General features: G+C 32.2%; 22 protein-coding genes and 2 pseudogenes. All 24 read left to right on the top strand.

Features of this window, described 5'->3' with window-relative positions; translation table 11 throughout:
* The first annotated feature begins 738 nt into the window (after positions 1 to 738).
* Positions 739 to 1,812, top strand: a complete 1,074-nt coding sequence (locus tag U860_RS0124465) for a D-alanine--D-alanine ligase family protein (RefSeq protein ID WP_025150583.1) — start codon at positions 739 to 741, stop codon at positions 1,810 to 1,812.
* Complete coding sequence (murF, locus tag U860_RS0124460) at positions 1,809 to 3,182, top strand: UDP-N-acetylmuramoyl-tripeptide--D-alanyl-D-alanine ligase (protein WP_025150582.1); 1,374 nt, start codon at positions 1,809 to 1,811, stop codon at positions 3,180 to 3,182. The genes U860_RS0124465 and murF overlap by 4 nt, the downstream gene beginning before the upstream one ends.
* Positions 3,179 to 4,273, top strand: a complete 1,095-nt coding sequence (locus U860_RS0124455; protein ID WP_025150581.1) for an alanine/ornithine racemase family PLP-dependent enzyme — start codon at positions 3,179 to 3,181, stop codon at positions 4,271 to 4,273. The genes murF and U860_RS0124455 overlap by 4 nt, the downstream gene beginning before the upstream one ends.
* Entirely contained in the window at positions 4,251 to 5,252 is a 1,002-nt protein-coding gene (locus tag U860_RS0124450) for an acyltransferase family protein (protein ID WP_025150580.1), read from the top strand. The genes U860_RS0124455 and U860_RS0124450 overlap by 23 nt, the downstream gene beginning before the upstream one ends.
* Before the next feature lie 528 nt (positions 5,253 to 5,780).
* Entirely contained in the window at positions 5,781 to 5,942 is a 162-nt protein-coding gene (locus U860_RS36020) for a hypothetical protein (protein WP_205206358.1), read from the top strand.
* Between the two features lie 161 nt (positions 5,943 to 6,103).
* Positions 6,104 to 6,937: a polysaccharide deacetylase family protein gene (locus tag U860_RS0124440; RefSeq protein ID WP_025150579.1), complete on the top strand. Its 834-nt coding sequence runs from the start codon at positions 6,104 to 6,106 to the stop codon at positions 6,935 to 6,937.
* A gap of 220 nt (positions 6,938 to 7,157) precedes the next feature.
* The gene (locus U860_RS0124435) at positions 7,158 to 7,673 is read left to right on the top strand and encodes a transglycosylase SLT domain-containing protein (protein WP_025150578.1); all 516 of its coding nucleotides are present in this window, start codon (positions 7,158 to 7,160) and stop codon (positions 7,671 to 7,673) included.
* A gap of 292 nt (positions 7,674 to 7,965) precedes the next feature.
* On the top strand, positions 7,966 to 8,661 hold the full coding sequence (locus tag U860_RS0124430) for a response regulator transcription factor (RefSeq protein WP_025150577.1): 696 nt from the start codon (positions 7,966 to 7,968) through the stop codon (positions 8,659 to 8,661).
* Positions 8,651 to 9,805 (top strand): ATP-binding protein, encoded by a 1,155-nt coding sequence (locus U860_RS0124425; protein ID WP_025150576.1) that lies wholly within the window; start codon positions 8,651 to 8,653, stop codon positions 9,803 to 9,805. Before U860_RS0124430 ends, U860_RS0124425 begins: the two co-directional genes overlap by 11 nt.
* A gap of 100 nt (positions 9,806 to 9,905) precedes the next feature.
* Positions 9,906 to 10,775 (top strand): D-alanyl-D-alanine carboxypeptidase family protein, encoded by an 870-nt coding sequence (locus U860_RS0124420; protein ID WP_025150575.1) that lies wholly within the window; start codon positions 9,906 to 9,908, stop codon positions 10,773 to 10,775.
* A gap of 723 nt (positions 10,776 to 11,498) precedes the next feature.
* Positions 11,499 to 12,812, top strand: a complete 1,314-nt coding sequence (locus U860_RS0124415) for a D-alanyl-D-alanine carboxypeptidase family protein (RefSeq protein ID WP_025150574.1) — start codon at positions 11,499 to 11,501, stop codon at positions 12,810 to 12,812.
* A gap of 448 nt (positions 12,813 to 13,260) precedes the next feature.
* Positions 13,261 to 13,776, top strand: a complete 516-nt coding sequence (locus U860_RS0124410; RefSeq protein WP_025150573.1) for a transglycosylase SLT domain-containing protein — start codon at positions 13,261 to 13,263, stop codon at positions 13,774 to 13,776.
* Between the two features lie 190 nt (positions 13,777 to 13,966).
* Positions 13,967 to 15,076 (top strand): acyltransferase, encoded by a 1,110-nt coding sequence (locus tag U860_RS0124405; RefSeq protein ID WP_025150572.1) that lies wholly within the window; start codon positions 13,967 to 13,969, stop codon positions 15,074 to 15,076.
* 83 nt (positions 15,077 to 15,159) lie between these two features.
* Positions 15,160 to 15,285, top strand: a pseudogene (locus tag U860_RS37045) (Fic family protein); the annotation flags it as partial.
* A gap of 2 nt (positions 15,286 to 15,287) precedes the next feature.
* Positions 15,288 to 15,455, top strand: a pseudogene (locus tag U860_RS34095) (VanZ family protein); the annotation flags it as partial.
* Positions 15,456 to 15,528: 73 nt separating this feature from the next.
* Complete coding sequence (locus tag U860_RS0124400) at positions 15,529 to 16,122, top strand: SGNH/GDSL hydrolase family protein (RefSeq protein WP_025150571.1); 594 nt, start codon at positions 15,529 to 15,531, stop codon at positions 16,120 to 16,122.
* A 473-nt stretch (positions 16,123 to 16,595) separates the two neighbouring features.
* Positions 16,596 to 18,563 carry a penicillin-binding transpeptidase domain-containing protein gene (locus U860_RS0124395; protein WP_025150570.1) on the top strand — a complete coding sequence of 656 codons (1,968 nt, stop codon included), beginning with the start codon at positions 16,596 to 16,598 and terminating at the stop codon, positions 18,561 to 18,563.
* Positions 18,564 to 19,274: 711 nt separating this feature from the next.
* Positions 19,275 to 19,979, top strand: coding sequence for a response regulator transcription factor (locus U860_RS0124390; RefSeq protein ID WP_000276753.1), 705 nt, complete (start codon positions 19,275 to 19,277; stop codon positions 19,977 to 19,979).
* A gap of 2 nt (positions 19,980 to 19,981) precedes the next feature.
* Complete coding sequence (locus U860_RS0124385) at positions 19,982 to 20,968, top strand: sensor histidine kinase (RefSeq protein WP_025150569.1); 987 nt, start codon at positions 19,982 to 19,984, stop codon at positions 20,966 to 20,968.
* A gap of 128 nt (positions 20,969 to 21,096) precedes the next feature.
* The gene (locus U860_RS0124380) at positions 21,097 to 21,867 is read left to right on the top strand and encodes an ABC transporter ATP-binding protein (RefSeq protein WP_025150568.1); all 771 of its coding nucleotides are present in this window, start codon (positions 21,097 to 21,099) and stop codon (positions 21,865 to 21,867) included.
* The gene (locus U860_RS0124375) at positions 21,842 to 23,779 is read left to right on the top strand and encodes an ABC transporter permease (protein ID WP_025150567.1); all 1,938 of its coding nucleotides are present in this window, start codon (positions 21,842 to 21,844) and stop codon (positions 23,777 to 23,779) included. The genes U860_RS0124380 and U860_RS0124375 overlap by 26 nt, the downstream gene beginning before the upstream one ends.
* 35 nt (positions 23,780 to 23,814) lie before the next feature.
* A complete protein-coding gene (locus tag U860_RS0124370) occupies positions 23,815 to 24,495 on the top strand; it encodes a lipoprotein BA_5634 family protein (protein ID WP_025150566.1) in 681 nt (226 codons plus the stop codon).
* 217 nt (positions 24,496 to 24,712) lie between these two features.
* Positions 24,713 to 25,246, top strand: a complete 534-nt coding sequence (locus U860_RS0124365; RefSeq protein ID WP_025150565.1) for a sigma-70 family RNA polymerase sigma factor — start codon at positions 24,713 to 24,715, stop codon at positions 25,244 to 25,246.
* Positions 25,236 to 26,063: an SH3 domain-containing protein gene (locus U860_RS0124360; protein WP_025150564.1), complete on the top strand. Its 828-nt coding sequence runs from the start codon at positions 25,236 to 25,238 to the stop codon at positions 26,061 to 26,063. The genes U860_RS0124365 and U860_RS0124360 overlap by 11 nt, the downstream gene beginning before the upstream one ends.
* Positions 26,064 to 26,071 lie beyond the last annotated feature (8 nt).

The raw sequence follows: 26,071 nt of genomic DNA, 5'->3' as shown, positions 1-26,071 counted from the left end.
ATTTTATTTAAAACGTGGAAGCCATTCTTTCAAATTTGGGTCCCCCATGCCCTTAAAGTTAAGAAAAGCAAATACCTCCAAAACGGAAATTTTGTACATTTTGCTCGTTTTTATTATTTTGAGGTAACTAGTTCTTTTAGCTTGATGGGCAAGGGGTCCCCATGTCCAAAAAGAAAATTGTACGCTTAGACACAAATAAACATGTTTTCTGTACGTTAAGTATGCAACTTTTTGTTGGGGAAATACGCTTAATATCCAAGAAGTAAGGCTTACGCTTACGTTTTAACAAACTAGTCTTACTAGTTTTCAAAAAATAAATTCCTCTTAAAAAAAGATTTTATATAAGGTTCGTTTGCTAAGGGTGAGGCGGGATCCCTGGTTGAAATCTATTCTTTTTTTAGGGAATAGAGACGATGTTTATTACTTAAAAAAGTTAAAGTAAGTTCATTCATCAATTATTTAGAGTAGCTACATAAGAGTAGACCTTATTAAGGTTCTATATACTATTTAAAAATAGATGTGATTTTTTAAATAGGAAATTTCTTATATAGAAATTTCCTATATCTTTATAAAAACTTTAATTTATCTTTCTTTTAATTTAAATAATCTACTTTAAACTCAAGGAGAATTATGAAAAAAGGGCTGACAAAGAATTTATTAAAAAGATTAAGCAATGCGAACAAATCATTGCTTAAACATAGATTTTTTTAGGCGTATTAAATTTACGGAGGTAATAAAATGAAACAGAAAGTATTCGTACTATATGGAGGTAAATCTGCTGAACATGAGGTCTCATTAGAATCAGCTTTAAATGTATTAAACGAATTAAATAAAGATAAATATGATGTATTTGCTGTATATATTACGCCAGAAGGAAATTGGAGCAAACCAAGACTAACATGTAATGGGGAAATATTGAAATCTCAATTAATCGTAGATACAAAGGACAACTTGGGACAATCAATGTGCAGATTTTTACAGGAACTAGATGAAAATAGCATTGTGTTCCCAATGTTACACGGTACCTATGGAGAAGATGGGAAGTTGCAAGGAATGTTAGAAATGTTAAACATCGCATATGTTGGAAACGATGTATTAACATCCGCCGTTGGAATGGACAAAGTTTGGTCTAAAAAAGTATTTGCTCAACATTTGATTCCACAAACACCTTACGTATATTTCAATACAGAACAATATAATCACAATAAAAAATATTGTGTAAAGGTTGTTGTTACACAGATTGGATTGCCATGCTATGTAAAGCCTTCAAACATGGGTTCTAGTATAGGGATTAGCTATTGTAAAACTGAAGAAGAATTAGTACAAGCTATTGAAGTAGCCTTTTTATATGACAAAAAAATTCTTATTGAAAAAGAAATAGTAGGTAAAGAAGTAATTGTTGGTGTAATTGGAAATGAGAAGCCACATTGCTCTTTAGCAGGAGAATGGAAAAGAGAACAAACTTTCTTTAATTTTGAGGATAAATATGAAGATGAGCATTTAACACCACAAATTCCAGCACTTATTCCGGATACAACATATTTAGAATTGTGTAAATATGCAAAAGAAGCCTATACAGCTTTAGAGGGTTCAGGACTGATGAGAATAGATTTCTTTGTTACGGAGAGTAATACTATTTATTTAAATGAAGTTAATACACTTCCGGGATTTACAAAGCATAGCATGTTCCCTCTGTTATTCGATAAAACTGATGGTATGAAATATTCCGAGTTGTTAGATCACTTAATTCAATTAGGTTTATTAAAACACAGTAATAAAAATAATATTCAATTTAGGAGAGCAGAATTATGATTACAAGAACCATATCAGAAGTTACTAATATGATCAAAGAAAGTTATTTCACGGGTAAAAATGTTGTAATTAAAGGAGTTTCAATTGATTCGCGGAATCTGGTAGAAGGTTCTTTATTTATCCCAATTATTGGTCCAAATAGTAACGGGCATCATTTTATTCAAGGAGCTATTAAAAACGGAGCTGCAGCAACATTATGGAAAAAGGGGGAACCTAATTATCCTACTAATATTCCTGTCCTTTTTGTAGATGATACAACAGTAGCGCTACAGCAATTAGCAGCTTCTTATCGTCAACAACTAAAAGCTACTTTTATTGGTATAACGGGTAGTAATGGAAAAACATCTACAAAAGATATTCTGCATAGCATTTTATCTACTAGTTATAAAACCCAGAAAACTCAAGGGAATTACAATAATGAAATTGGTGTTCCATTAACCTTGCTGCAGTTAAATGAAGATGTAGAAATGGCGGTAATTGAGATGGGGATGGGACGTATAGGCGATATTACATTTCTAAGTAAAATGGTCCAACCAAATATCGGCATTATCACAAATATTGGTCATGCACATTTAAGTAATCTTGGATCACTAAAGAACATTGCATCAGAAAAAATGAAAATAATGATTGGACTAGATCCAGAAGGCATACTTTTTTTCAATGGTGATCATTCTTTACTAGTTGAAGAGGCGAAAAATTATCCGCATAAAAAATGTACTTTTGGGGTAGGAGAGATCAATGACATCTATCTAACTTCATGTAGAACATCCTCATCTTCCATAGTATTTACAGCTTCACAGAGTAGTGCACAGTATCGTTTACCACTTATAGGGGAACATCAAGCGGTTAATAGTTTAGTAGCCATCAGTGTAGCGAGATATTTTAATATGACAGATAAATGGATCCAACAGGGGTTAGATAATGTAATTTTATCTTCACAACGTAATGAAGTAATTCAAATTGGTAACATAACTATTATTAATGATACGTATAAGTCCAATCCAGAAAGTGTAAGAGTAGCTATAGATACCCTTGCTTCATTAGATGTTAGCTCTAGAAAGCTTTTTGTGATGGGTGATATGTTAGATATGGGAAGTCAGGATAGAATGCTACACGAACAAGTTGGTGAGTATGTAAAAAGAGCTAAGCTAGATACAATTTTTGGATATGGCGAATTAACATATCACACGATTGCTAGGGTACAAAAGGGATTTCTGCCAAACCAAGCCATACATTTTAAAGAAGAAACAGAATTAATTGAGGGTATTTTGGAGTATACAAAAGAACCAAGTACAATTTTATTTAAAGCTTCAAGAAATTTGCGATTTGAAAAATTAATTGAACTGTTAGAGCAGCGGGTGACCCAATGAAGCCTCAATTACAAATAAATATAAATAAAGTAAAGAAAAATGTATCAGAATTGGTCAAAAAAGCACACCAGTATAATATATCTATCGCAGGTATTACGAAAGGCGTTTGCGGTAATGAAGATTTTGCTAAAGCATTAATGGAAGCTGGAGTCGATTTATTAGCTGATTCTCGAATTGAAAATTTGAAAAAGCTTAGTCACTTGCCAATTGAAAAAATGCTATTAAGATCACCAAAATATAGTGAAATTGATGAGGTTATACAATATGCTCATTGCAGTTTAAACTCTGAGCTGAAAATAATAGAAAAGCTTTCAGAAGTAGCAGAACAACATAACAAAAAACACGACGTTATCCTTATGATTGATGTCGGTGACCTTAGAGAAGGGATATGGTATGAAGATGAAAAAAAGATTCATGATACCATATCAAAAGTTTTACAAATGAAAGGGATTAATCTAACTGGAATTGGGACGAATTTAACTTGTTTTGGTGGAATTATTCCGACAGAAGAAAATTATGGCTTCATAGCGGATCTAGCACAAAAAATTCGTGATAAATACAATATACCATTACCAATTGTATCAGGTGGAAATTCTAGTAGTTTACAAATGCTATATGATGGAATGGTTCCAAAAGGTATTACTAATTTACGAACTAACCAATCTATATTTTTAGGGAGAGAAATAGCATACGGCCAAAAGTTAGATAATTGGGAAACGGATGTCATCCGACTTCGCGCAGAAATTATCGAACTTCAAACTAAGCCATCATTACCTCGAGGAGCACGAGCTTATATGAATGCATTTGGAAAGCCTATTTCTCCAAGTGATAAAGGTCTACGTAAAAGAGCAATTGTTGCTATTGGAAAGCAAGATATAGATATCAATGGTTTAAAAGCTATGGATGAAAATATTACTGTTGAGGGTGGAAGTAGTGATCATTGCATTATAGATGTTACAGATAGCTCGCAAAACTTTGCTGTTGGCGATTGGGTGGAATTTAATATTATTACGTATAGTGGTGTTTTATCAGGAATGGCTTCTAACTATATAGAAAAGGTTTGTATAAATGAAACAGTATGTTGCAATTGATATAACACGAGTTATTGCAGCAATTTTAGTAATTACTGTTCACACGGACCCACTTTATCATTACTCACTGGACGGTAATTATTTTTTAGTTTCGGTATTAGCTCGTATAGCCGTTCCATTTTTCTTTGTAACATCTGGATTTTTTTTCGCCCAAAAGGTCCGCATAAACCATTCGTTTAAAGATGACTTACCACAAGTAATACCAGTGATAAGTAGACTCATAAAGCTTTATATTATATGGACACTCATATACTTCCCAATCCAAATGTATATTTGGATTAAGAGTGGAGAGTCATGGAGGTATTGGTTAGTATATTTACAGAAAGCATTCTTTGAAGGTAGTTACTATACACTTTGGTATCTATCTGCCCTAATTTTTGCAATGGCTTTTTCATTTGTGTTGTTTAAATTATGTAAACCTAAGATGGTGTTAGGAATCACTCTTATGCTTTTTGTTTGTGGTACCCTTTTACAATCTTATTTTGATATATTTCAATCAAAAAATTTCATTTCTTGGTACTACACTATATTTTTAACAACAAGAAATGGCTTATTTTTTGGTAGTTTTTTTGTAAGCCTAGGAATGTACATTGCTTATTCGAAAAAGAAAAGTTCACAAAAATATAATTTAGGTTGTTTATTTCTATCATTTGTGTTACTAACATTTGAAGCATTTAATGTGCAACATTTAGCCTTTACTAAAGGAAATGGCATGTGGTTTATGCTAGTACCAACTGTTCATTTTCTATTTATGACATTATTGAATGTGAATTTAGAAAATCATTCGAGTTATCACATTTTACGACCATTGAGTTTTCTCATGTATGTGTCACACGGATTATTTTTAATCCTTTTCTCAAAATTATATCGTATAGATTCTTTGTTGTATTTTATAGTTATATTATTGGGAACATGCATTTTTTCAATAGTATTATTGTCTGCTAGTAAAAAAATACCGTGTTTAAAAAAATTATATTAACTAAAATTTAGAGGTTTTTGGTTCAAATAAAAATTTCTTGTTATACAACGAAAGTATATATGAAAACAGCATGCGATAGAACGAGCAGAATTTCCTTATTCACCCAACTTCAAATCTGTTCTAATTATGAAAGGAATCTACTAGAAAGGTAGGTTCCTTTTTAATAGATAAGTGATTAGAATTCTATTGCAAAGCTAGTTTAAATGAATTACATGATGAAAAACCATTCATTATTCCATCTAGGGGTCTCACCACACATCCATCAAGAGGACAATAAAGATTGTAATCCACGTAATCAAGCTAATACATGGATTTTCTAAATCAATTTGTACATGTGAATTTTAATATAATCAGTTGTGCTATTCGGTATTTGAAAGGCTTTAATTCGATCATATTCTAATACAATTATCACTCTCTGTGTACCTATACCTTTTCTTTTATCAATCTTTATAAAATCTTTATTTTATCTTTCTTTCCTATTAAATATTTTGTTTTAAATTAATTATATAAAGAAATGGAGGCTAGAAAATGAAATTTTTAAAAAAATTCAAGTACCTTTTTATTGCGCTTATCCCTATGTATATAGTTATTCTTTATTTTCAATCGAATAAAAGAAAGCTAGGTATTCGAAAAAAAAGTGCGCTTTTAATGGATGTACCATATGGAGAAAACTCTCCCTTACAACAGTAAATGCGCCAAAAGTGATAAAAGCGGATGTTATATAGAAAGGAACCACGAATAATTACAATAAAAACCGCTACTTAATATAATAAAAACGGCATTTTTTCATTGCCACCTTTGTAAATTTAAATTTATATATATTGCATATATAACAAATGGAGAGAGAAATAATGAAACTATTAAAAAATAATAAAAAGAGAATATTTAAGACCGTACTATCATTAGGAATTCTTCTAACAACAGCATTTTTAGTGTACTTTACAATAGGTAAATTCAATTCTCCTTCTGCAATAGCGGGAGTTAAAGAAAATAATAAACAAGCTATAGAAAAACCAAAAGAGAAAGAAAAAATAGAGCATACAAAAAAGAAAAAACCTGATGGAAAGCTAGAAGGAAAAGTAGTGTATTTAACATTCGATGATGGACCGAGTACATTGACAGGTCAATTTTTAGATGTATTAAAAGAGCAAGAAGTCAAAGCAACATTTTTTATGATAGGAAAAAACCTACAAAATACGGGATTCCAAGAAAATGTTAAACGAGCGATAAAAGAAGGTCATTATATCGGTGGACATAGTATGACACATGATAGTAAGAAGTTATACACTAATGGACAATTTGTACCAGAGATGAAAGAAGCATTAGCGCTTATCCGTAATATTACAGGAACAAATCCTACATTGGTGCGTCCTCCATATGGCTCAGCACCGGGATTGAAAGACCAACAAACTCGGGACCAAATTGTAAAGGCTGGTATTAAAGTTTGGGATTGGACAATTGATTCTCATGATTGGGAGCTAAAAGATAATCCTAACCAAATTGTAGAAAATATTAAAAAGGGAACAACAGATGACGTGGAGGTCATTCTTGTGCATGAAAAGCCGCAGACATTACAAGCACTTCCAGAAATCATCAAATTTTATAAAGAAAAAGGATATGAGTTTGGTGTTTATCAGGATGCTGACCATTTTCACCTGAATTTCCAAAAAGACGCACGCTTGTAGGCTGACAATAATACAGAAGCTCTGTGCTAACAGGACTCTCTATTTATTTGATGAAGGAGATTACGATAAAGTCATAACAAATAGTAATGTAAAACCGGCTGGGGGTAGCAGTAATTAATGAAAAAGAGAACCATCAAATGATTAACGATTACGAGTTAATATCCCCCAAAAATATGATTATTAGTGACAATATTTGATACGAACAAGCGAGGTGATCTGGATGAGAGGAACATTAATAAAAATTGGAGTATTTATTTTGGTTTTAACAGTAGGGATATACATTTTTAAATACGCATATGACCAACATACCACTCTAGCTAAAGTAAGAACCACGATTAAACAAATATCAATAGAATATGGTATACCATCATGGATTCCCCTATCTATTGCATTTCATGAAAGTAAGTTTGATCCAAATGCAGTCGGAGATCAGGATACATCATTTGGACTATTTCAACTCCATCGAGGTGGATTAGCACCTGAGGATTTAACGGATGAAGAGTTAAAAAATGCAGAAACCAATACACGAATTGCGATATCTAATATGACAAATGCATATAACCGTGGTTTACAGCAAAAATTAAAAGGACTAGAGCTATTAAAACATGTTGCTAATACCTCAGGTTGGCCTGGGAATAAGGGTGTTCAATGGACAGAGAAACAGACAGACTATAACAAGGGATTAGAAAACAGTTTTAAAATGTTTTCTAAACGAATACACGATTTTATAGATTGAACTACCCCCACTTAACACTCGTACGAGATGTTTGAAGTGGGGGATTCCTGCGAACATGGATGTGTCCACCAAGTTATCGTAGCAGGCACTGCCCGTAGTTCCTACGGTGAGAACTGAAGTGTCTTATACGTTGACTCACCACGCTCCCTACTTTTGCTTGGTTTTCTCAACCTCGGCAAGCGTGGGACGATAGAAGGATAAAATTTTTCAGTAGAAGTAACTTTTACATGATTTAGGATTATAAACTTTTAACAATTTATATTAAACAAAACTGTAGGAAGGGTGTAATTGTATGAAGACGAAAATTTTAATTGTTGATGATGAAGCTGATATAGTACAGTTAATCGATTTATACCTCCGAAATGAAGGGTATACGATTCATACGGCTTCTAATGGTATAGAAGCATTAGATATCATGAAACACGAACAAATTGATTTAATGATACTAGATATTATGATGCCACATATCGATGGCATAGAAGTATGTAAACAAATAAGAAAATTTAGTGATGTTCCTATTCTTATGTTAAGTGCAAAAGCTGAAGATATGGATAAAATAATAGGATTAATGACAGGGGCTGATGACTATATGATCAAGCCTTTTAATCCTTTAGAATTAGTTGCTCGAGTAAAAGCTTTATTAAGAAGATCTTTTTTGGAAAATACTTCCAACCAAAATGTTGAAAAAAATATTATACAAATTCGATCACTTGTAATTAATAAGGAAAATCATATTGTTACAATTGGAAATACTATCATAAAATTAACGCCTATTGAATTTGAAATTTTATATGTATTAGCATCTACGCCTGGAAAAGTCTATAGTTCCGAAGAGATTTTTGAGCGGGTTTGGAAAAATGTAGCGTGTGATTCAAATAAAACCGTTATGGTTCATATTAGTAATATCAGAGAGAAATTAGAAAATGTTTTAGAAGGGGAAAGGATAATACAAAATGTATGGGGAGTGGGATATAAAATTGAAAAATAGTTCTTTACAAATTCTTAAATCCATTCCTATATGGAAAATATGTATATATGTTTCTCTTGCAATATGTCTATCCTATGGAACCCTTTATATAATAAATGTGATTTATTGGGGCTTAGATGCTACGTCAAGTACGTTTCATACGGTGCGTAGAGAAATTTCACAGGCTTATGGACCTAGGCATTTAGAACAGCTGTATGCTAATCTTTACTATCTCTTAAATTTTGTATTTATTTTATTTTATATTTCACTATGTTATGTTTATGAAAAAAGAAAATATTTCAAAAAATATTTCAATCAAATTTTAAATGAAATCAAGCATATTGGAAACATCAATTTTGAACATGAAATTATCATTATACCTGATACTCCACTAGGGGAACTGGCAAAAGAAATTAATAACATAGTAAAGCAATTAAAAACATCTATTGAAGAAGAACGTTTAATAGAGCAGACAAAAAAAGATTTGATTACAAATGTTTCACATGATTTACGGACACCGTTGACCTCAATTGTTGGATATTTAGCTTATATTCAGCAAGATAAATATAGGGATGAAATAGAATTACGTTATTATATAGAGATTGTATATGATAAGGTTTTAAGATTAACTACTCTAATAAATGATCTATTCGAATATACACGTTTTCAAAATAAAGGGACACACTTAGAAAAAACTAAAATCGATATCACTGAAATGCTTGAACAATTAGTAGTGCAATTTCGGTTTGAAATAAAGCAGGCCAACATGAATGTTCGGCTATCTATATTATCAAAAAAATTAAGTGTGCTTGCAGATGGTGACAAATTAGTAAGGGTGTTTGAAAATCTAATTACAAATGCAATTAGATATGGAAGTGATGGGAAATATATAGATATTGTAGCACGTGAAGAGAATAAATTAGTTGTGATAGATATTATAAATTACGGTAGTTCTATACCAACTACAGAATTACCTTATATATTTGAACGTTTTTATCGAGTTGAAAAATCTCGGTCTCTTCAGACAGGTGGTTCTGGGCTTGGTTTAGCAATCGTCAAAAGTATTGTGGAATTGCATGATGGAACAATTGAAGTATACAGTGATATAGAAAAAACAACTTTCTCAGTAAAGTTACATTTATTTTCAGAGGAAACTTCTTTATAAGAAGCTTCCTCTTTCTTTATTAAATCTTTATTTTTTCTTTTCTTCCAATTAAATATTTTATTCTAAACTAATTTTACACAAGAAAAAAGGAGATTAGAAAATGAAGATTTTAAAGAAACAGATTTATATTCCTATACTATGTATCTCAGCGATTATATTCCTCTATTTTTTTCAAACACATAATAATGAGCTGAATATTCAAGCAAAGGCTGCGATTCTAATGGATGCCGAATCAGGAAAAATCATCTATAAAAAAAATGAAGATATGCCTTTTGCACCAGCGAGTATGTCGAAAATGATGACAGAGTATATCGTATTGGAGCAAATCGAAAATGGCAGCATAAAATGGGATGATTCTGTTACGATTAGCTCGAAGGCTGTGAATAGCGAAGGTGTAAAAATTTATGTAAAAGATGGAGATCGTTTAACTGTTAGAGAATTATTTCATGCGATGGTAATATCATCAGCGAATAATGCTGCAATTGCATTAGCTGAACATATTTCTAAGAGTGAGAAGGATTTCACACTGCTTATGAATGAAAAAGCAAAGCAATTACAATTATCAACTCAGACGCACTTTGTTAATGCAACCGGCCTTGCCAATGAAAAAAATGAAGAATCCAAAATGACTGCATTAGATGCAGCAAAATTAGCACAACATTTGATAAAAAGTTATCCGAATATATTAGAAGTAACCAAACTTACATCTTTTAACTTACGTGGAACCACTGTAAATACAACCAATAAAATGCTTTATCCTTCTAATAGAAGATTATATTTTAAAGAAGTTGATGGATTAAAAACTGGATTTACAGATGCAGCAGGATACTGTTTTACAGGAACAGCAAAACAAGATGGTAAAAGGTTGATTTCTGTTGTAATGGGTACTAGTAATGGTTCTCAGCGTTTTATAGAAACCAAGAAACTATTCTCATATGGATTTGATAAACTTTATATACCTTTTCTTTAATAGGGTACCACCATATGCGTGGCACACTGGTTTGATTTTTTTGTAAATGTGGAACAAATGTATTACTTAGATTGTCTATTCAGTGTAATCCTAAAAAATATGAAAGTACGGTTCATTTCGAAAAATACAAGGATATTAAGAATAGGGATGTGTGTGGAAATACTGAGTGTTAATCTTACAAGGGTAAAACTTTTTACAGGTGAACCATTGCAGGCAAACGCAAAAAAGCTGAGAAAACTAAACTTGAAAATCATTCGATTCATCGAGAATTCGCTCAATTCAAGAAAAAGTTTGACGCTAGACTGGGTGCCTATACTATTGATACCGATACCGTACAAATCGGTAAGCGACTGTCCGATTTTATGAGCGCTTTCACCTATATGGTTTGGCTGCGGGAGTATAAAGTAAAATTCAATTGACAAACTTGATGAATTTATAACCTTCACGAAAGATGACTTAGTTGAATATTCACTAATCATAAAAAATACGTGGATATCGGTATGACTCTTGAAGAATTTGCAGGGACCGCTATTCGTTAAGGTAATAAAACTGCAGGAGACTAACTGATTCGTGTTAGCGCCTAAAATATTGAGATGAGATGGTCTATTTAAAAACGATCCTAATGTCATATATGTATATAGGATTTGATAACACTGTCTATTTTTTGGCGGATTATGTTAGAATAACGGTTTTTTGAGTACAAAGATATTGGAGGTAACAGAAGTGAAAGGTATGTTTTGCAAGAGATTCATTGTAATAGTAACAGTGCTTACACTATTTTGTAGCATGTTTGTTACATATGGAAGTGTATCAGCAGAAAAAGGATCTGCTTTAAATATTGAAGCAGGTGCAGCAATATTAGTAGAAGCAGATTCCGGGAAAATTTTGTATCAAAAAAATGCGGATGAACTATTAGCGATTGCTAGTATGACAAAAATGATGAGTGAGTACTTAGTTAGTGAAGCTATAGCTAAAGGGAAACTTAAGTGGGATCAGAAAATTAAAGTTTCTGAATACGCACACGAAATTTCACAAGATCGCTCATTATCAAATGTGCCTCTAGAAAACGGTGGTTATTATACGGTAAGAGAGCTATACGAGGCAATGGCAATTTGCTCTGCCAATGGTGCAACAATTGCTTTAGCTGAAGCAATTGCTGGAAAAGAAGTCGATTTTGTAAAAATGATGAACGATAAGTCGAAAGAGTTTGGATTGAAAAATTATAAATTTGTAAACTCTACAGGCTTAACAAACAATGATTTAAAAGGACAGCATCCTGAAGGGACAACTCCAGACGAGAAAAATAAAATGTCTGCAAGAGATTGTGCGATTTTAGCACAACGTCTTATTCAAGATTTCCCGAAAATATTAGATACAGCAAAAATCTCGAAAAAAACATTCCAAAAGGGCGGCAAGTATCCAATTGATATGGCGAACTCGAACTGGATGTTAAAAGGGTTAATTAAGCAATATGAAGGTGTAGATGGCTTGAAAACAGGAACAACTCCAGAAGCTGGGGATTGTTTCACTGGCACAGTAGAAAGAAACGGTATGCGTCTAATCTCTGTAGTGATTAAAGCAAACTCTCATACAGCACGTTTTGATGCAACAAAGAAATTATATGATTATGGATTTGCGAATTTTGAAGTGAAGAAGGCCTATGAAAAAGATTCAGCAGTAAAAGGGCATGAAACAGTGCGGGTAGAAAATGCAAAAGATAAAGATGTAGCAGTTCAAACGAAGCAAGCTGTTGCACTTCCAATGCCAAAGGGCAGCAAAGACGGTTATAAAAAAGAATTTAAAGTATTAAATAAAGAACAAGAAGCGCCTATTAAAAAAGGTGTAACAATTAGTCAAATGATTATATCACCTATAGATAATAACGATCCTGGGTTCTTATCAGGTAAATCATTACAAGTAGACCTTGTAGCAAAATCTGATGTAGGACAAGCTAATTGGTTTACACGTTTTATGCGTGAAATTGGATCTTTCTTTAGAGGTGTGTGGAATAGTGCAGTTGATATAGTAAAAGGTTAGTTTAATAAAGTTACATGATGAAAAACATTCATTATTCCATCAAGTGACAATAAAAATTGATACCTGGTACTTATTTCTGTTATCAAATTTTATAAAAATTTAATAAAATTTTTTCTTTCTATTAAATATTTTGTTTTAAAGTAATTACATAAAGAAATGGAGGCCAGAAAATGAATTTTTTAAAGAAATTTAAGTATCTCTTTATAGCGTTTATCCCTATGTATATAGTTATTCTTTAATTTCAATCGAATAAAAAACAAGGTATTCGAGAAAAAAGTACGGTTTTAATGGATGTACCCAAATGGAGGGACCCCCCTAATAATTTCACTTAAAAATTGGTAACTAATGAAACAAAGAATAATCAAATGATACACGTTTACGAGTTGATATATCGAAAAGATATGATTACTAGTGACAATTTTTGATACTGACGAGTGAGGTGACGTCGATGAGAGGGACATTAATAAAAAGTGGAGTATCTATTTTGGTTTTAACAGTAGGGCTATATCTTACAAAATACGCATATGACCATCATACTAACCGAGCTAAAGTAAGAGACACGATTCAACAAATATCAATAGAGCATGGTATAGCACCATGGATTCCTTTATCTATTGCATTCCATGAAAGTAAGTTTGATCAAAATGCAGTCGGAGATCAGAGCACATCATTTGGATTGTTTCAGCTCCATCGAGGTGGACTAGCACCTAAAAATTTAACGAACGAAGATTTGAAAAATGCAGAAACGAATACTCGAATTGCAATATCTAATATGACAAATGCATATAACCGTGGTTTACAGCAAAATTTAAAAGGACCAGAGCTATTAAAACATGTTGCTAATACCTCAGGATGGCCTGGAAATAAGGGTGTTCAATGGACAGATGAACAGACAGACTATAACAAGGGTTTAGAAAACAGTTTTAAAATGTTTTCTAAACGACAATACGATTTTATAGAATGAAATTTCTTTTTTCTTTCTATTATTATATTACTTACGCCTAAATACGAAAGTTCCCTTAAACAGATACATAGATTGACTTTGTACTGCTTATATTAGGAATTTAAAGAAACAATATGTACAATTCTCCCACTACACTAGTATAGTGGCCTTTATTAACAGCAAAATCTACAATTTACAAGGAGAACATTTTATGAGTAAGAGAATAAAAGAATTAGATTCCATACGAGGGTTAGCGGCACTTACAGTGGTATTTGGACATTTTTGTTTAATGCTACCATCGTTGCCTAATTCTATTAAATTTTCCCCGCTTAGGTTTTTATGGGCGGGTGGAGAAGCTGTAATCGTTTTTTATGTACTAAGTGGTTTTGTGTTATCTATGGCACTTTATCATTCAAAAACAAATTATTGGGGATATTTAATTAAGCGATTTGTACGAATTTATATCCCTTATTATTTTTGGATAATCATTACCTTTGCTTTATTTATTTTGTTTTCGTCGTATGAAGTGGCAGGACTACGGGATTGGTTCTATGATAGGTGGCAAGGGTCTATAACAAAAATAGATATTATAAACCACTTTGTGCTTCTTAATAACTTCTTTACGGAAAATTATAATCCAGTTATCTGGTCATTGGCTCAAGAAATGCGTATATCTATTGTGTTTCCTTTGTTATTCCTTCTTTTTTATAAACTGAGTTGGAAGAAAACGATACTATTTGCTTTGAGCTTTTCTTTAATTAGTGTTTTCCTTAATATGTTGCATATTGGGAAAGCAGAGGGATTTTATAATGGTTATGCCGATACACTGCATTTCACATCTATGTTTATGGTTGGAATGTTACTTTTTAAGCATCAGGAAAGACTTATTTACTTATATCAAAATATGAAAAAATTTAAAAAAGGATTTCTTATTGCATTAGGGATAATTCTATATTTATATTCCATTTTAATTTATGGTTTTTCCCGTAATGATACTACTTTCTTATTACAAGATTGGGGTGTCGTAATTGGTGTTAGTATATTTATTATCATGGCCATGAGTAACCTAAAAGTAAAAGCATTTTTAAATAAGAGTGTATTTGTATACTTAGGGGAAATTTCATATAGTATCTATTTGTGTCATTTTCCAATCATGATGGTACTATTTAAACTTTTGTATACAAAGATACCTATCTTTTTCCTTCTTACTTTATGTATTACAATGACAATACTTTTTTCTATAGTATCGTATCATTTAATTGAAAAGAAATGTATCAATTGGGCAAAACAAAGAACAACAAATTCCCCTAAAAAAGTGTAATACTGGAAGGGATCTTATTTCTTTAGTAAATATACGAATATTACCGGTTCCTAAGTAGATTAGGAATCGGTCAATTATGGATTCTGTATAAACATACTAAAATTGAACAAATTTTTAATTTTATACTTAACTCCAAAAATCCTCTTACTAAAGAGAAGCTTCGTAACGTTTATCCAAACATAGCCGAAAGTACAACCAGTAAAACGTTAGTGATCCTATAATATCTTTCAAAGCAGGTGATACATTAGTCATTACAGATTATAATATAGGTTACTACGCTGATACAAAAGGCTTTTCTCAACCTATATATGTTTTTCAAGTACGATTAAATGATAATGACAAAGATAGTTGGTCTCAACCTATTTCCGCGAGAAAATAACGTGAATTTTCTTATATTACGCTGTGGGCTATTGTATAGTGTAGATATGAATAATAAAAAAGGGGGAATAGATATGTGGAAGCGATTTGTAGCGATTGGTGATAGTTTTACAGAGGGGATAGGGGATGAAGTTGAGGGAATAGCATTAAAAAGCTGGGCAGATCATTTTGTTCAACTGTGTGAAAACGATTTAAAGTATGCTAATTTTGCAAAACGTGGGTTAGTAACTAAAGAAATTCGCTCGCAACAATTGGGAAAGGCATTAACTTTTAATCCAGATTTGGTTAGTCTAATTGCAGGTGCAAACGATGTTTTAAAGGGAAGTTGGAATCATCATGCATATAAGAACGATATGGAATTTATGATAGATACATTAAGTAAAACAGGTGCTGATATTATTATAGCAAACCTTCCAGATTTTACAGTTAGGCTTCCTCTTTCTTATGAAAAAAAACAAGTATTAAGAGAACAATTATTAGAGGCAAATGAAGTTATACTTTCACTGAGTAGAGAGTATAAGCTTCATCATGTTGACTTTTGGAATCATCATTTAGTTAATGACAATACGCTTTGGTCTACAGATTTAGTTCATCCGAACTCAAAGGGATATTTAAAAGTTGCTGAATTGATTTTTAATAGTTTGCCTGTACATGGCTCTTCTAAATAAGTTGTAGAATGAAATATGATGATACCGTCAAAAACCCCTGTCGCATACAGCGCAGGGGTTTTTGATGCGAAAAAAAAGGATATAGAGCGCCTATAAATTATACTTTAAGTAATTCTTTTTATTGTTTATATTTTTGTTATTTTCTGTTGCAGAATCCTTATTATAAGGATTCCTTTTTTGTATCAAAAATCTACAAAGAAAAAAGATAAGATTTGCGAACAAGCACTAAAAGGTATTTTAAATAAAATTGTTAAAACAACACTAATAATGATACCGATTGCTAAATAGATTCGCTTCTTTTGTTTGTAAGAATCTTAAAATCTTCCCCTTCGAATGCAACTTAACCATAAATTTAATTTTTTTGTAAATGTGGAACAATTTCATTACCTACACTGTCTATTAAGCGTTAAAACATTTTTTATTTAATAAATTAAGAAAGGAATAATCATTTATAACTAAGGGAGAAGATTGAATTGAAAAAAATATGGATGCTGCTTTTCTTTTGTTTCGGAATTATGTTGGTAGGATGTAATAAAAACGAACCGCCAAAACAAGCATTTGAAGAATATATCAATTTATGGAATGATAAAAAATTTACAAATATGTATGATCGTTTATCAGAACATGCAAAAAAAACAATTTCTAACAAGGATTTCACAGAGAAATATCAAAAAATCTATGAGGGTATTGGAGTTAAGAATTTAAAAATTAAAACGAAGGGAGAGAATGCTAAAGATAAAGAACTTTTTCTTTTTGAAGTTAATATGGATACGGATGGAGGAACGGTTTCATTCATCCATGAAGCAAAACTCGTGAAAGAAAAGGAATCTTGGAAAATAGATTGGACACCAGACTTCATTTTCCCAGGTATGAAAAAAGATTACAAAGTACGTATGCAAACAGAGCAAGGAAAACGCGGAGAAATATATGATCGAAATGGAAAAGGGCTTGCAACGAATGGAAAAGCGACTGAGGTTGGAATTATTCCGGAGAAACTAGGCGAAACGGCGGCGCAAACAAAAGAAATAGTAGCACAATTACTTGATATGTCTACAGAAGAGGTCAATCAGAAGCTCACAGCGAAATGGATAAAACCAGATTCCTTTGTACCAATTGGTATTTTAAAAGAGGGAACCAGACAGAATGATTATATTGAATTAGAAGGAGTTTCATCTCGCCCAGTAAATATTCGTACGTATCCATTAGGAGAAGCAGCGGCACACTTAACGGGATATATAGGAAAGGTAAATGCAGAGGAGTTAAAATCGCTTCAAAAAAAAGGTTATCAAGCAGATGATTTAGTAGGTAAGACAGGTTTAGAGAAAGTATTAGAGAATAAATTGCGTGGTGAAAAGGGTGGACGCGTATTTATGGAAGATGAGAATGGGAAAGAGATTAAAAACGTAGCAAAAAAAGAAGCAAAAGAAGGGGAAAATGTTACGTTAACAATTGATGCTGCAATTCAAGAAAAAATCTTTAATGAAATGAAAAATGAAGCAGGATCTAGTGCAGCGGTCAATCCTAAAACGGGTGAAACAATCGCACTTGTAAGTAGCCCCGCTTATAATCCAAATATAATTGTTAGAGGAGCATCAAAAGCCCAACGAGAAGCATGGAATAACGACTCGAAACTGCCAATGATGAATCGCTTCACACAAGCATTTGTACCAGGTTCCGTATTTAAAACGATTACAGGTGCAATTGGTTTGGAAACAAACACAATAAATCCTAAGGAAGAATTTAAAATTCAAGGATTAAAGTGGACAAAAGATTCATCTTGGGGAAATTATTATGTAACACGTGTGAAGGATGCTAGTCCAATTGATTTTGATAAGGCAATGAAGTACTCTGATAATATTTATTTTGCTCAACAAGCTTTGAAAATGGGAAAAGATCAGTATGTAAGTGAATTTAAGAAGTACGGGTTTCATGAAAAATTACCAATCGAATACGAATTTCCTATATCAATAATTGCAAAAGATGGGATAAAAAATGATATTCAACTAGCAGACACGGGATATGGACAAGGACAAGTATTAATGACACCACTTCATTTAGCATTAACATATGCACCGATTGTGAATGAAGGGAATATTCCGTCGCCTCATCTTTTAAAAGAAGCAAAAGGAGCGGGGAATTGGAAAGAAAATGTGGTTTCTAAAAAGAATCAAGAGATATTAAAGAGTGCATTAATAAAAGTCATTAATGACCCTGATGGCGCGGGGAGAATTGCTAAAGTTGATGGTGTAACTCTTGCTGGTAAAACTGGTACAGCAGAACTGAAAGAGTCGAAAGAAGCAGACGGAAAAGAACTTGGATGGTTTGCAGCTTTTGATGCGAATGCGCCAGACATGATTGTTACTATGATGATTGAAGGTGTAAAAGGAAGAGGGGGGAGTAATGTTCCAGGCGAAAAAGTAAAACATGTTTTTCAGAAATAATACTTAATTAGAAGGTGAAATTTACTTCTTTAGTAAATATACAAACTTTACCGATTCAAGATTTATAAAGCAATTATAAAGTTATTGAATTTTGTTATGAAATATATAAGCCTTGCACATTTTATTGTAGCGTTGGTTTAGATTTATGATTTTAATAATCGTATTTAATTACGTGTTTTTTACACAATTAAATACGATTATTTTTTATTTGAAAATTATAAAACAAAAAGTTTAAAATGTTAAATTAAATAATTGAAATTTAAAAAATAAGAGCTATTATGCTTAACTTTATTTTCAGAAACATTACAAAGCTGTTAGTTTGAAGTAAGGTTATTCAATATAAGTAAGAGGAAAATTTCTTTATACTAAAAGATAAAAGTATATTTTATATTCTTACAGATAATAAACATATACTTTAACTAGTCCCACTTAACGACCTTGCGGCGTGTTTGAAGAGGGAGATTCCTGCGGACACCGATGTAACCGTGGATTGATCGAACGTTGAAGCTTTTACAATTTCAACGATTTTTCTGCAACCAACCTCATATCTTCTGTTTTCAAAGAAAAATTTGTACAACTAAATCGGAGCGAACATGTTGGCTTACGCCAACCGACATTTATCTCCCACCTATTTGCTGGTGCCATCACACCCTTATCCAAACTGAGAAGGGAGTCTTCTGTCGGAAAAGATAAATAAAAGGAGCTTAACATATGTATAAAATTATGATTGTAGAAGATGACCAAAAAATTTCTAAATTACTTCAATCCCATATTAATAAGTACGGATATGAAGGGAATATTACAGAGGATTTTGAAAATGTTTTAGATAACTTTGTGAAAATTCAACCTGATTTAGTTTTATTAGATGTAAATTTACCTAGTTTTGATGGTTTTTACTGGTGCCGACAAATTAGAACGCTCTCAACTTGTCCCATTATATTTATATCAGCGCGTAATGGAGAGATGGAGCAAGTTATGGCACTTGAACATGGTGCCGACGATTATATCACTAAACCGTTTCATTATGAAGTTGTAATGGCAAAAATCCGAAGTCATCTTCGAAGAATCTACGGGGAATATGCACCTAAAGCGGAAGAAAGAGTTGTTCAGCAATCTGGTTTAATACTTTATCCAGAAAAAATGGAATTAAAGCTAAATGATAGCATGTGTATTCTATCTAAAAAAGAAACTGTTTTACTAGAAACTCTCTTACGACAATCTCCTAGTATTGTTAGCCGAGAGAAAATCTTAGAAAAACTTTGGGATGACTATACGTATGTGGATGATAATACTTTAAGTGTAAATGTTACACGTGTCCGAAAAAAATTAGAAGAAATCGGAATAAAAAATGCATTAGAAACAGTTCGTGGTGCTGGATATCGTTTGAAAATAACTTGGAAGAATGATGAGGTATAATAATGAATTTATTTTTACGTGAACATATCCCTTTCATCTGTTTCTCAATTATTCAGCTATTTGTCGTTTTAACTGTTTATTGGCTGGATGGATATAATCACTTATCTACTGCATTATATAGTGTGTTTTTAGGAGGATGCTTTTTAATTGGGTATTTAGTTTATCGCTATTATAGCCATCGTAGATTTTATAAAAAATTATCCACTCCTTCAGAAACATTAGAGGAATCCTTAGAAGAACTGGATTCTACTCCATTATCAGTTGCACTTCAGCGAGTATTGGAAACACAATATAGTCAATATCATCAACAGTTAAAGACTTGGGAGTATAAACAAAAAGAACACCTTACATTTATTAATCAATGGGTGCATCAGATGAAAACGCCTTTATCAGTTATTGAACTGATCACACAAGAAGAGAATGGGGAGGTTTTTGAAAGTATTGTAGAAGAAGTAGATCAAATGCAGTATGGATTAGAAATGGTCTTATATATGGCGCGATTACAAACGTTTGAACAAGATTTTTATGTAGAAAGAGTTTTGTTACAGGAAATCGTTCAAGAAGTAATCCGTGAAAATAAACGTCTGTTTATCCGTAGTTATGTATATCCAGAAGTAAAAGTAAAACAAACTATTATGGTAGAAACCGATAGAAAGTGGCTTCGGTTTGTTATTCATCAAGTTATATCCAATGCCATTAAGTATTCAGCAGGAAGTAGAAAAAACGTTACTATTACTACATTAGAAAAAGAGCGCTCTGTAATCCTTGAAATACAAGATCATGGTGTGGGAATTCCAAAAGAAGACCTTCCGAGAGTGTTCCGCCCATTTTATACGGGAATAAACGGTCGAAAATTTAAGGAATCTACTGGGATGGGATTATATCTTGTGAAAAATATTATAAAAAGATTGGAACATAATATTGAAATAAATTCGGAAGTAGGAAAAGGAACAACAATCCGTATCATTTTCCCTTATGCAAATCGTTAGAATGTCGGTTATTACAACTTTTCAGAAAACTTACAGACCTGTTAGATACATGAAAGGTTAATCGATATGAGAAGAAGGGAAGCTTAGATAAACTAAGGTTATCAAAAGATAATAAGGAGAAAAATGATATGGAAATATTAAAAGTTTGTGAACTGAGTAAAATCTATACAGGAAAGGTGTCTTATGAAGCACTCTCCGACATTAATTTGAGTGTGAAAAAAGGGGAGTTTGTAGGAATAATGGGACCATCAGGAAGTGGGAAAACTACTTTGTTGAATATGGTTTCTACTATTGATTCTCCAACATCGGGAGAGATATTGATAAATGGAGAAAATCCATATCAATTATCTCAAAATGAACTGGCATTATTTCGAAGACGTGAATTAGGTTTTGTGTTTCAAGCATTTAATCTTCTTACAACATTAACTGTAAAAGAGAATATTGTTCTTCCTCTGACGTTAGATGGTACTAAAGTCGAGGAAATGAATCAGCGTGTAGAAGGTATTGCAGAAAAATTAGGCATTCAAGATATATTAAATAAACGAACATATGAAATATCGGGTGGGCAAGCACAAAGAACAGCCATTGCACGTGCTCTAATTCATAAACCAAAATTACTACTAGCAGATGAGCCAACGGGAAACTTAGATTCAAAAGCGGCTAATGATGTAATGGATTTATTAAAACGATTAAATAAAGAACAAGATGCAACAATGATGCTAGTTACACACGATCCAGTGGCTGCAAGCTTTTGTGATCGTGTTGTATTTATTAAAGACGGAAAATTGTATAACGAAATTTATAACGGAGAAAACCAACAAATGTTTTATCAAAAAATTATAGATGTACTTGCATTACTAGGAGGTCGTAAGCATGACTTTTCAAAGATTCGCTTTTAATAATATCATTCGAAATAAGCGGACTTATGCTGCGCACTTTCTAAGTAGCTCATTTTCAGTTATGGTTTTTTTCACATATTCACTCTTACTTTTTCATCCTGATTTACAAGGAGAACTAGTCTCCACGAGTAAAACAATGAGTCTTTTAGGAACAATGGGGATGCGAATATCCCAATATCTCATTTTTGTATTTTCATTCTTCTTTCTTTTATATTCAGTGAGTTCTTTTTTAAAAACAAGAAAAAAAGAATTTGGAATTTTAATCATGCATGGTATGACGCCGGCGCAGTTAAATAAATTAATTTTTTTAGAAAATATGTTAATCGGAATCGCATCTATTACGTTTGGTATCTTAGTTGGATTGATATTTGCAAAGCTCAATTTATTAGCAAGTGAAAATATATTAGCGATTGATAAGGGGCTTCCTTTTTACGTTCCTATAAAAGCTGTCTTTATGACAACTGGCGCATTTTTGATTCTGTTCCTAGTCATTTCGTTGTTTACTTCTAAGATGGTAAAAGGAAACAAGTTGATTGATCTGATGAAATCAGAGGAAAAGCCAAAACCAGAGCCAAAGGCATCAAAAGGATTAGCATTCCTTTCCGTAATCTTCATTGGATTAGGGTATGGATGTGTATTCTATTTCGTACTAGAAAGAAACTTCATTATGCCTTACTTACTTGGAGGAGTAGTCCTTGTAGTGATAGGGACGTATTTTCTATTTTCTCAGTTGAGCGTGTATGTAATACGCGTCTTGAAGAAAAAAGACAAAGTGTTTTTTAATAAAACAAACCTTCTTACTATATCTGAATTGGCTTATCGTATGAAGGATAATGCAACTATGTTCTTTATGCTAGCGACCGTTTCTGCTGTGGCCTTCACAGGGATTGGTACATGCCTAGCAATGGGAAATAAGGGATTAACCGAAATGACCAACCCATTTGCATTTACCTATACCTCGTTAGGAGAGAATCCACAAGAAGAAGAGCACATTTCAGAAATAAAAAAACAACTCACTCGCTCAAATTTCTCTTATCAGGTAGGGGTTACGAATCCTAAATTTACGGAAAATAATTTAGTGCTAATCAAAGTATCAGAGTATAACAAGTTTGCAAAAATTTTCGGGTATGAAATGGAAAAGATTGATAATGATCAAGAAGCGATCATAGTACCATCAATCGTTTCGCAAAAAGAAAAGTATGCAAGAGGAAAAGATATTCCTGAGAAAATAGATGTAGTACAGGAAAATATGGAGATGTCCCTTCGGGTCAAAAAGGCAGTCCCTTATATAGTTCTCCCAAATACAATTGGAGCTATTATTGTTGTTTCGGATTCTTTGTACGAAAAAATCCCTAACAGAAAGACGGAAGATGATTCTTACGTAATGAAAAGTCAATATGGTTTTGTCGTGGAAAATTGGGAAAAATCAAGAGCGGTTACCAAAAAATTAGAAGCAACAATGGGTAATAATAATTTGGTGGAAGCACATCATTATTTTGAAGCATTGTATTCTGAATGGATTTCTTCGAAACAAAAGAATGGTATTTTACTTATCGTCAGTGTATTAGTAGGTATCGTATTCTTTACGTTTGCAGCCAGCCTATTATATTTCCGACTATATGCAGATTTAGAAAGGGAACAACAACAATATGAAATGATTGCGAAGGTCGGTCTAAGTAGAAGAGAGCTAAAGAAAATCGTAACGCGTCAGCTTATGTTAATGTTCTTCTTGCCTTTAATTATAGCGATTATTCATAGTGGTGTCGCTTTTATAGCCTTGCAACAGCTAATTGACTTCTCTGTTTTAAAGATGTCCATTTTAATTATACTAGCCTTTATATCCGTTCAAAGTGTGTACTTTTTCACTGTCCGTTGGCGTTATTTACAACGGTTATATAAAAAAATCATGTAGCGTATTGATAAAACAAGCAAAGAGGAGAAAAAGAAATGAAAAAAGTAATGAAAGTGTGTATGTCAGGAATTGTATCCATTTCTATGTTAGGAGCTTGTTCTTTTGGAAAGAAAGAAGAACCAAGGAATGCCGCTTTATTGATTGGGGAAGAGCAATCATTAAAAGAAATAGTAAATCAACATAAAAGTGAAATTAAGACCAACGCTTTATATAAAGTGAAAAAAGCAGAAAGTGGTGGCAAACAAGTATTAATTATGGATCAAAAAACTGCGGAGAAAATGGTTGAGATAGGTGTGTTGAGAGAATCAGATAATGATAATGAAGTATGGAGTTCAGACCCAATTAAGTCAGTACCTTCAGTTCCAAAAGGTAAAGCTGTATTACTAGCTAGTAAGAAAAATAAAAAAATTAAGGAATTAACAATTAATGAAAAGAAAATAGATGTGCAGTATGCTAGCGATACTTGGTTTGGTCACTATCGTAATTCAAATTATGAGGAACTGATTGTAATTGTAGACAAAGCTACATTCAATCAAATTCCTGTAAATGAAACATCAATGGAGATTCTTCATTTTAATAAATCGTATGGTGAAGATAGACCATACAACGAAGATGATGTTAAGGCTGTACAAGCAGAAACGGAATGGAAAAAACTCACTAAAACTATGGGGAGTCAAGTAGATGTATTAGATCCAGTCTCTATTATAAAAAAATAATGAAAACATATTTAATACAGAAAAACCAGGGTGATTTTAAGAATTTATCCTGGTTTTTTTCATTATATCTCCCATCTTTACATTTTTTAAGAAAGAGTTTTCTATCGAAAAAAGATAATTAATGGAACAAATGAAACTTGCATCATGTCTATATATTGAAACCATAATAAAAGTGAGGGCAGTTTTATGTTTATTCAAATAAGTTTGAGGTGTGGAAATGGAGCAGAAGTTTATTGAAAAATGTAATCATGATGAGCTTGACTATGTTATAAAAGACTATTGGCAAGATGTATGGAATTATTCCTTTATTATTACGAAAGATCCACACTTATCAGATGACATCACGCAAGATGTATTTATAAAGGTTTTTAAACATTGGCATTCATTTCGAAAAGAGTCATCTATAAAAACGTGGATATTAAAAATTACAAGAAATACTGCAATAAACTATTTGAAATCCTCCTATTTTAAAAGGATATCTTTAATAGGATTTTTTAGTGACGATAAGCAATCTTTGTCGGCGGAACAAGAATTTTTTAAGCAAGAGGAAATGAATGATGTGTGGGAGGTTGTATTAAAACTACCTAAAAAACACCGTGAAATACTAATATTGGACGCAAAATATGAATTATCTTATGAAGAAATGGCTGAAACATTAGGAGTGTCAATTGGAACTGTAAAATCTAGATTAAGCCGAGCGAGAAGTAAGGTTTCAAAATTAATAGGGGAGGGTAGAAGTGATGAACAGTAAAAAAAATCCTGACTGGTATAGCAAATTAAAAAATGGACCAATGGAGGATCGTAAAGATGAAGAAGAATTTATTTATAAAATAAAGCAATCGATATACCAAAATAGTGAAGTAGATTCTGTAACACACAAGAGACCATTTCGTAAAAAAGCATTGCCTATTGTAGTTGTTTTGGCTTGTACAATGTTATTTTTTATTATTCAACAACCTTGGCTTAATGATAATAAATCACCGGTACAAAGTAGTACTCAAATTAAGCCTAAAACAAAAGATGAGTCTGCTCAAGATCCTTCATTAAAACAATTTATGAATGATTTATATCGAACTACAGATTTAAAAAATGAAAATGACCTGTATAGAGCGTTAAATGATGAAGTTCTATTTAAAGGGAAGATTTATAAGAGGGATGAATTGAAGTTTGATGAAGATATTTTTCATGAGTTGCAAGTTGCTCTTACAATGGGAGGAGAATTTGTGAATGATACAAAGCAAGTATACAAAGTACCAAGTGGATTAACAGAAAGTGATCAGTCAAAGCAAGAACATTTTATATATGCAACTGTTATTGGAAACAAAACAAAGATTTTAGCTGAACCAAAACTAGAATCACAAGTTTTATATGAAGTATCTAATGAAATGGTAAAAGCTTGGATTCCAGAAAAAGTGCAGAATGATGGATTTATAAAAATATCGACTATTAACGGTCATACTGGATTTGTACAAAAAGAGTATGTTTTAACTGATATTAAGTATACTTTTATGTTCGAAAAGAATCATGAAGGTATATGGAAAATAATGAATATAGATTCTATATGGTAAAAGAGGAA

Origin of the sequence: Bacillus sp. H1a, from assembly GCF_000633475.1 — a bacterium.
Classification (GTDB): Bacteria; Bacillota; Bacilli; order Bacillales; family Bacillaceae_G; genus Bacillus_A; species Bacillus_A paramycoides.
This window is presented reverse-complemented; position numbering and strand designations above follow the sequence as displayed.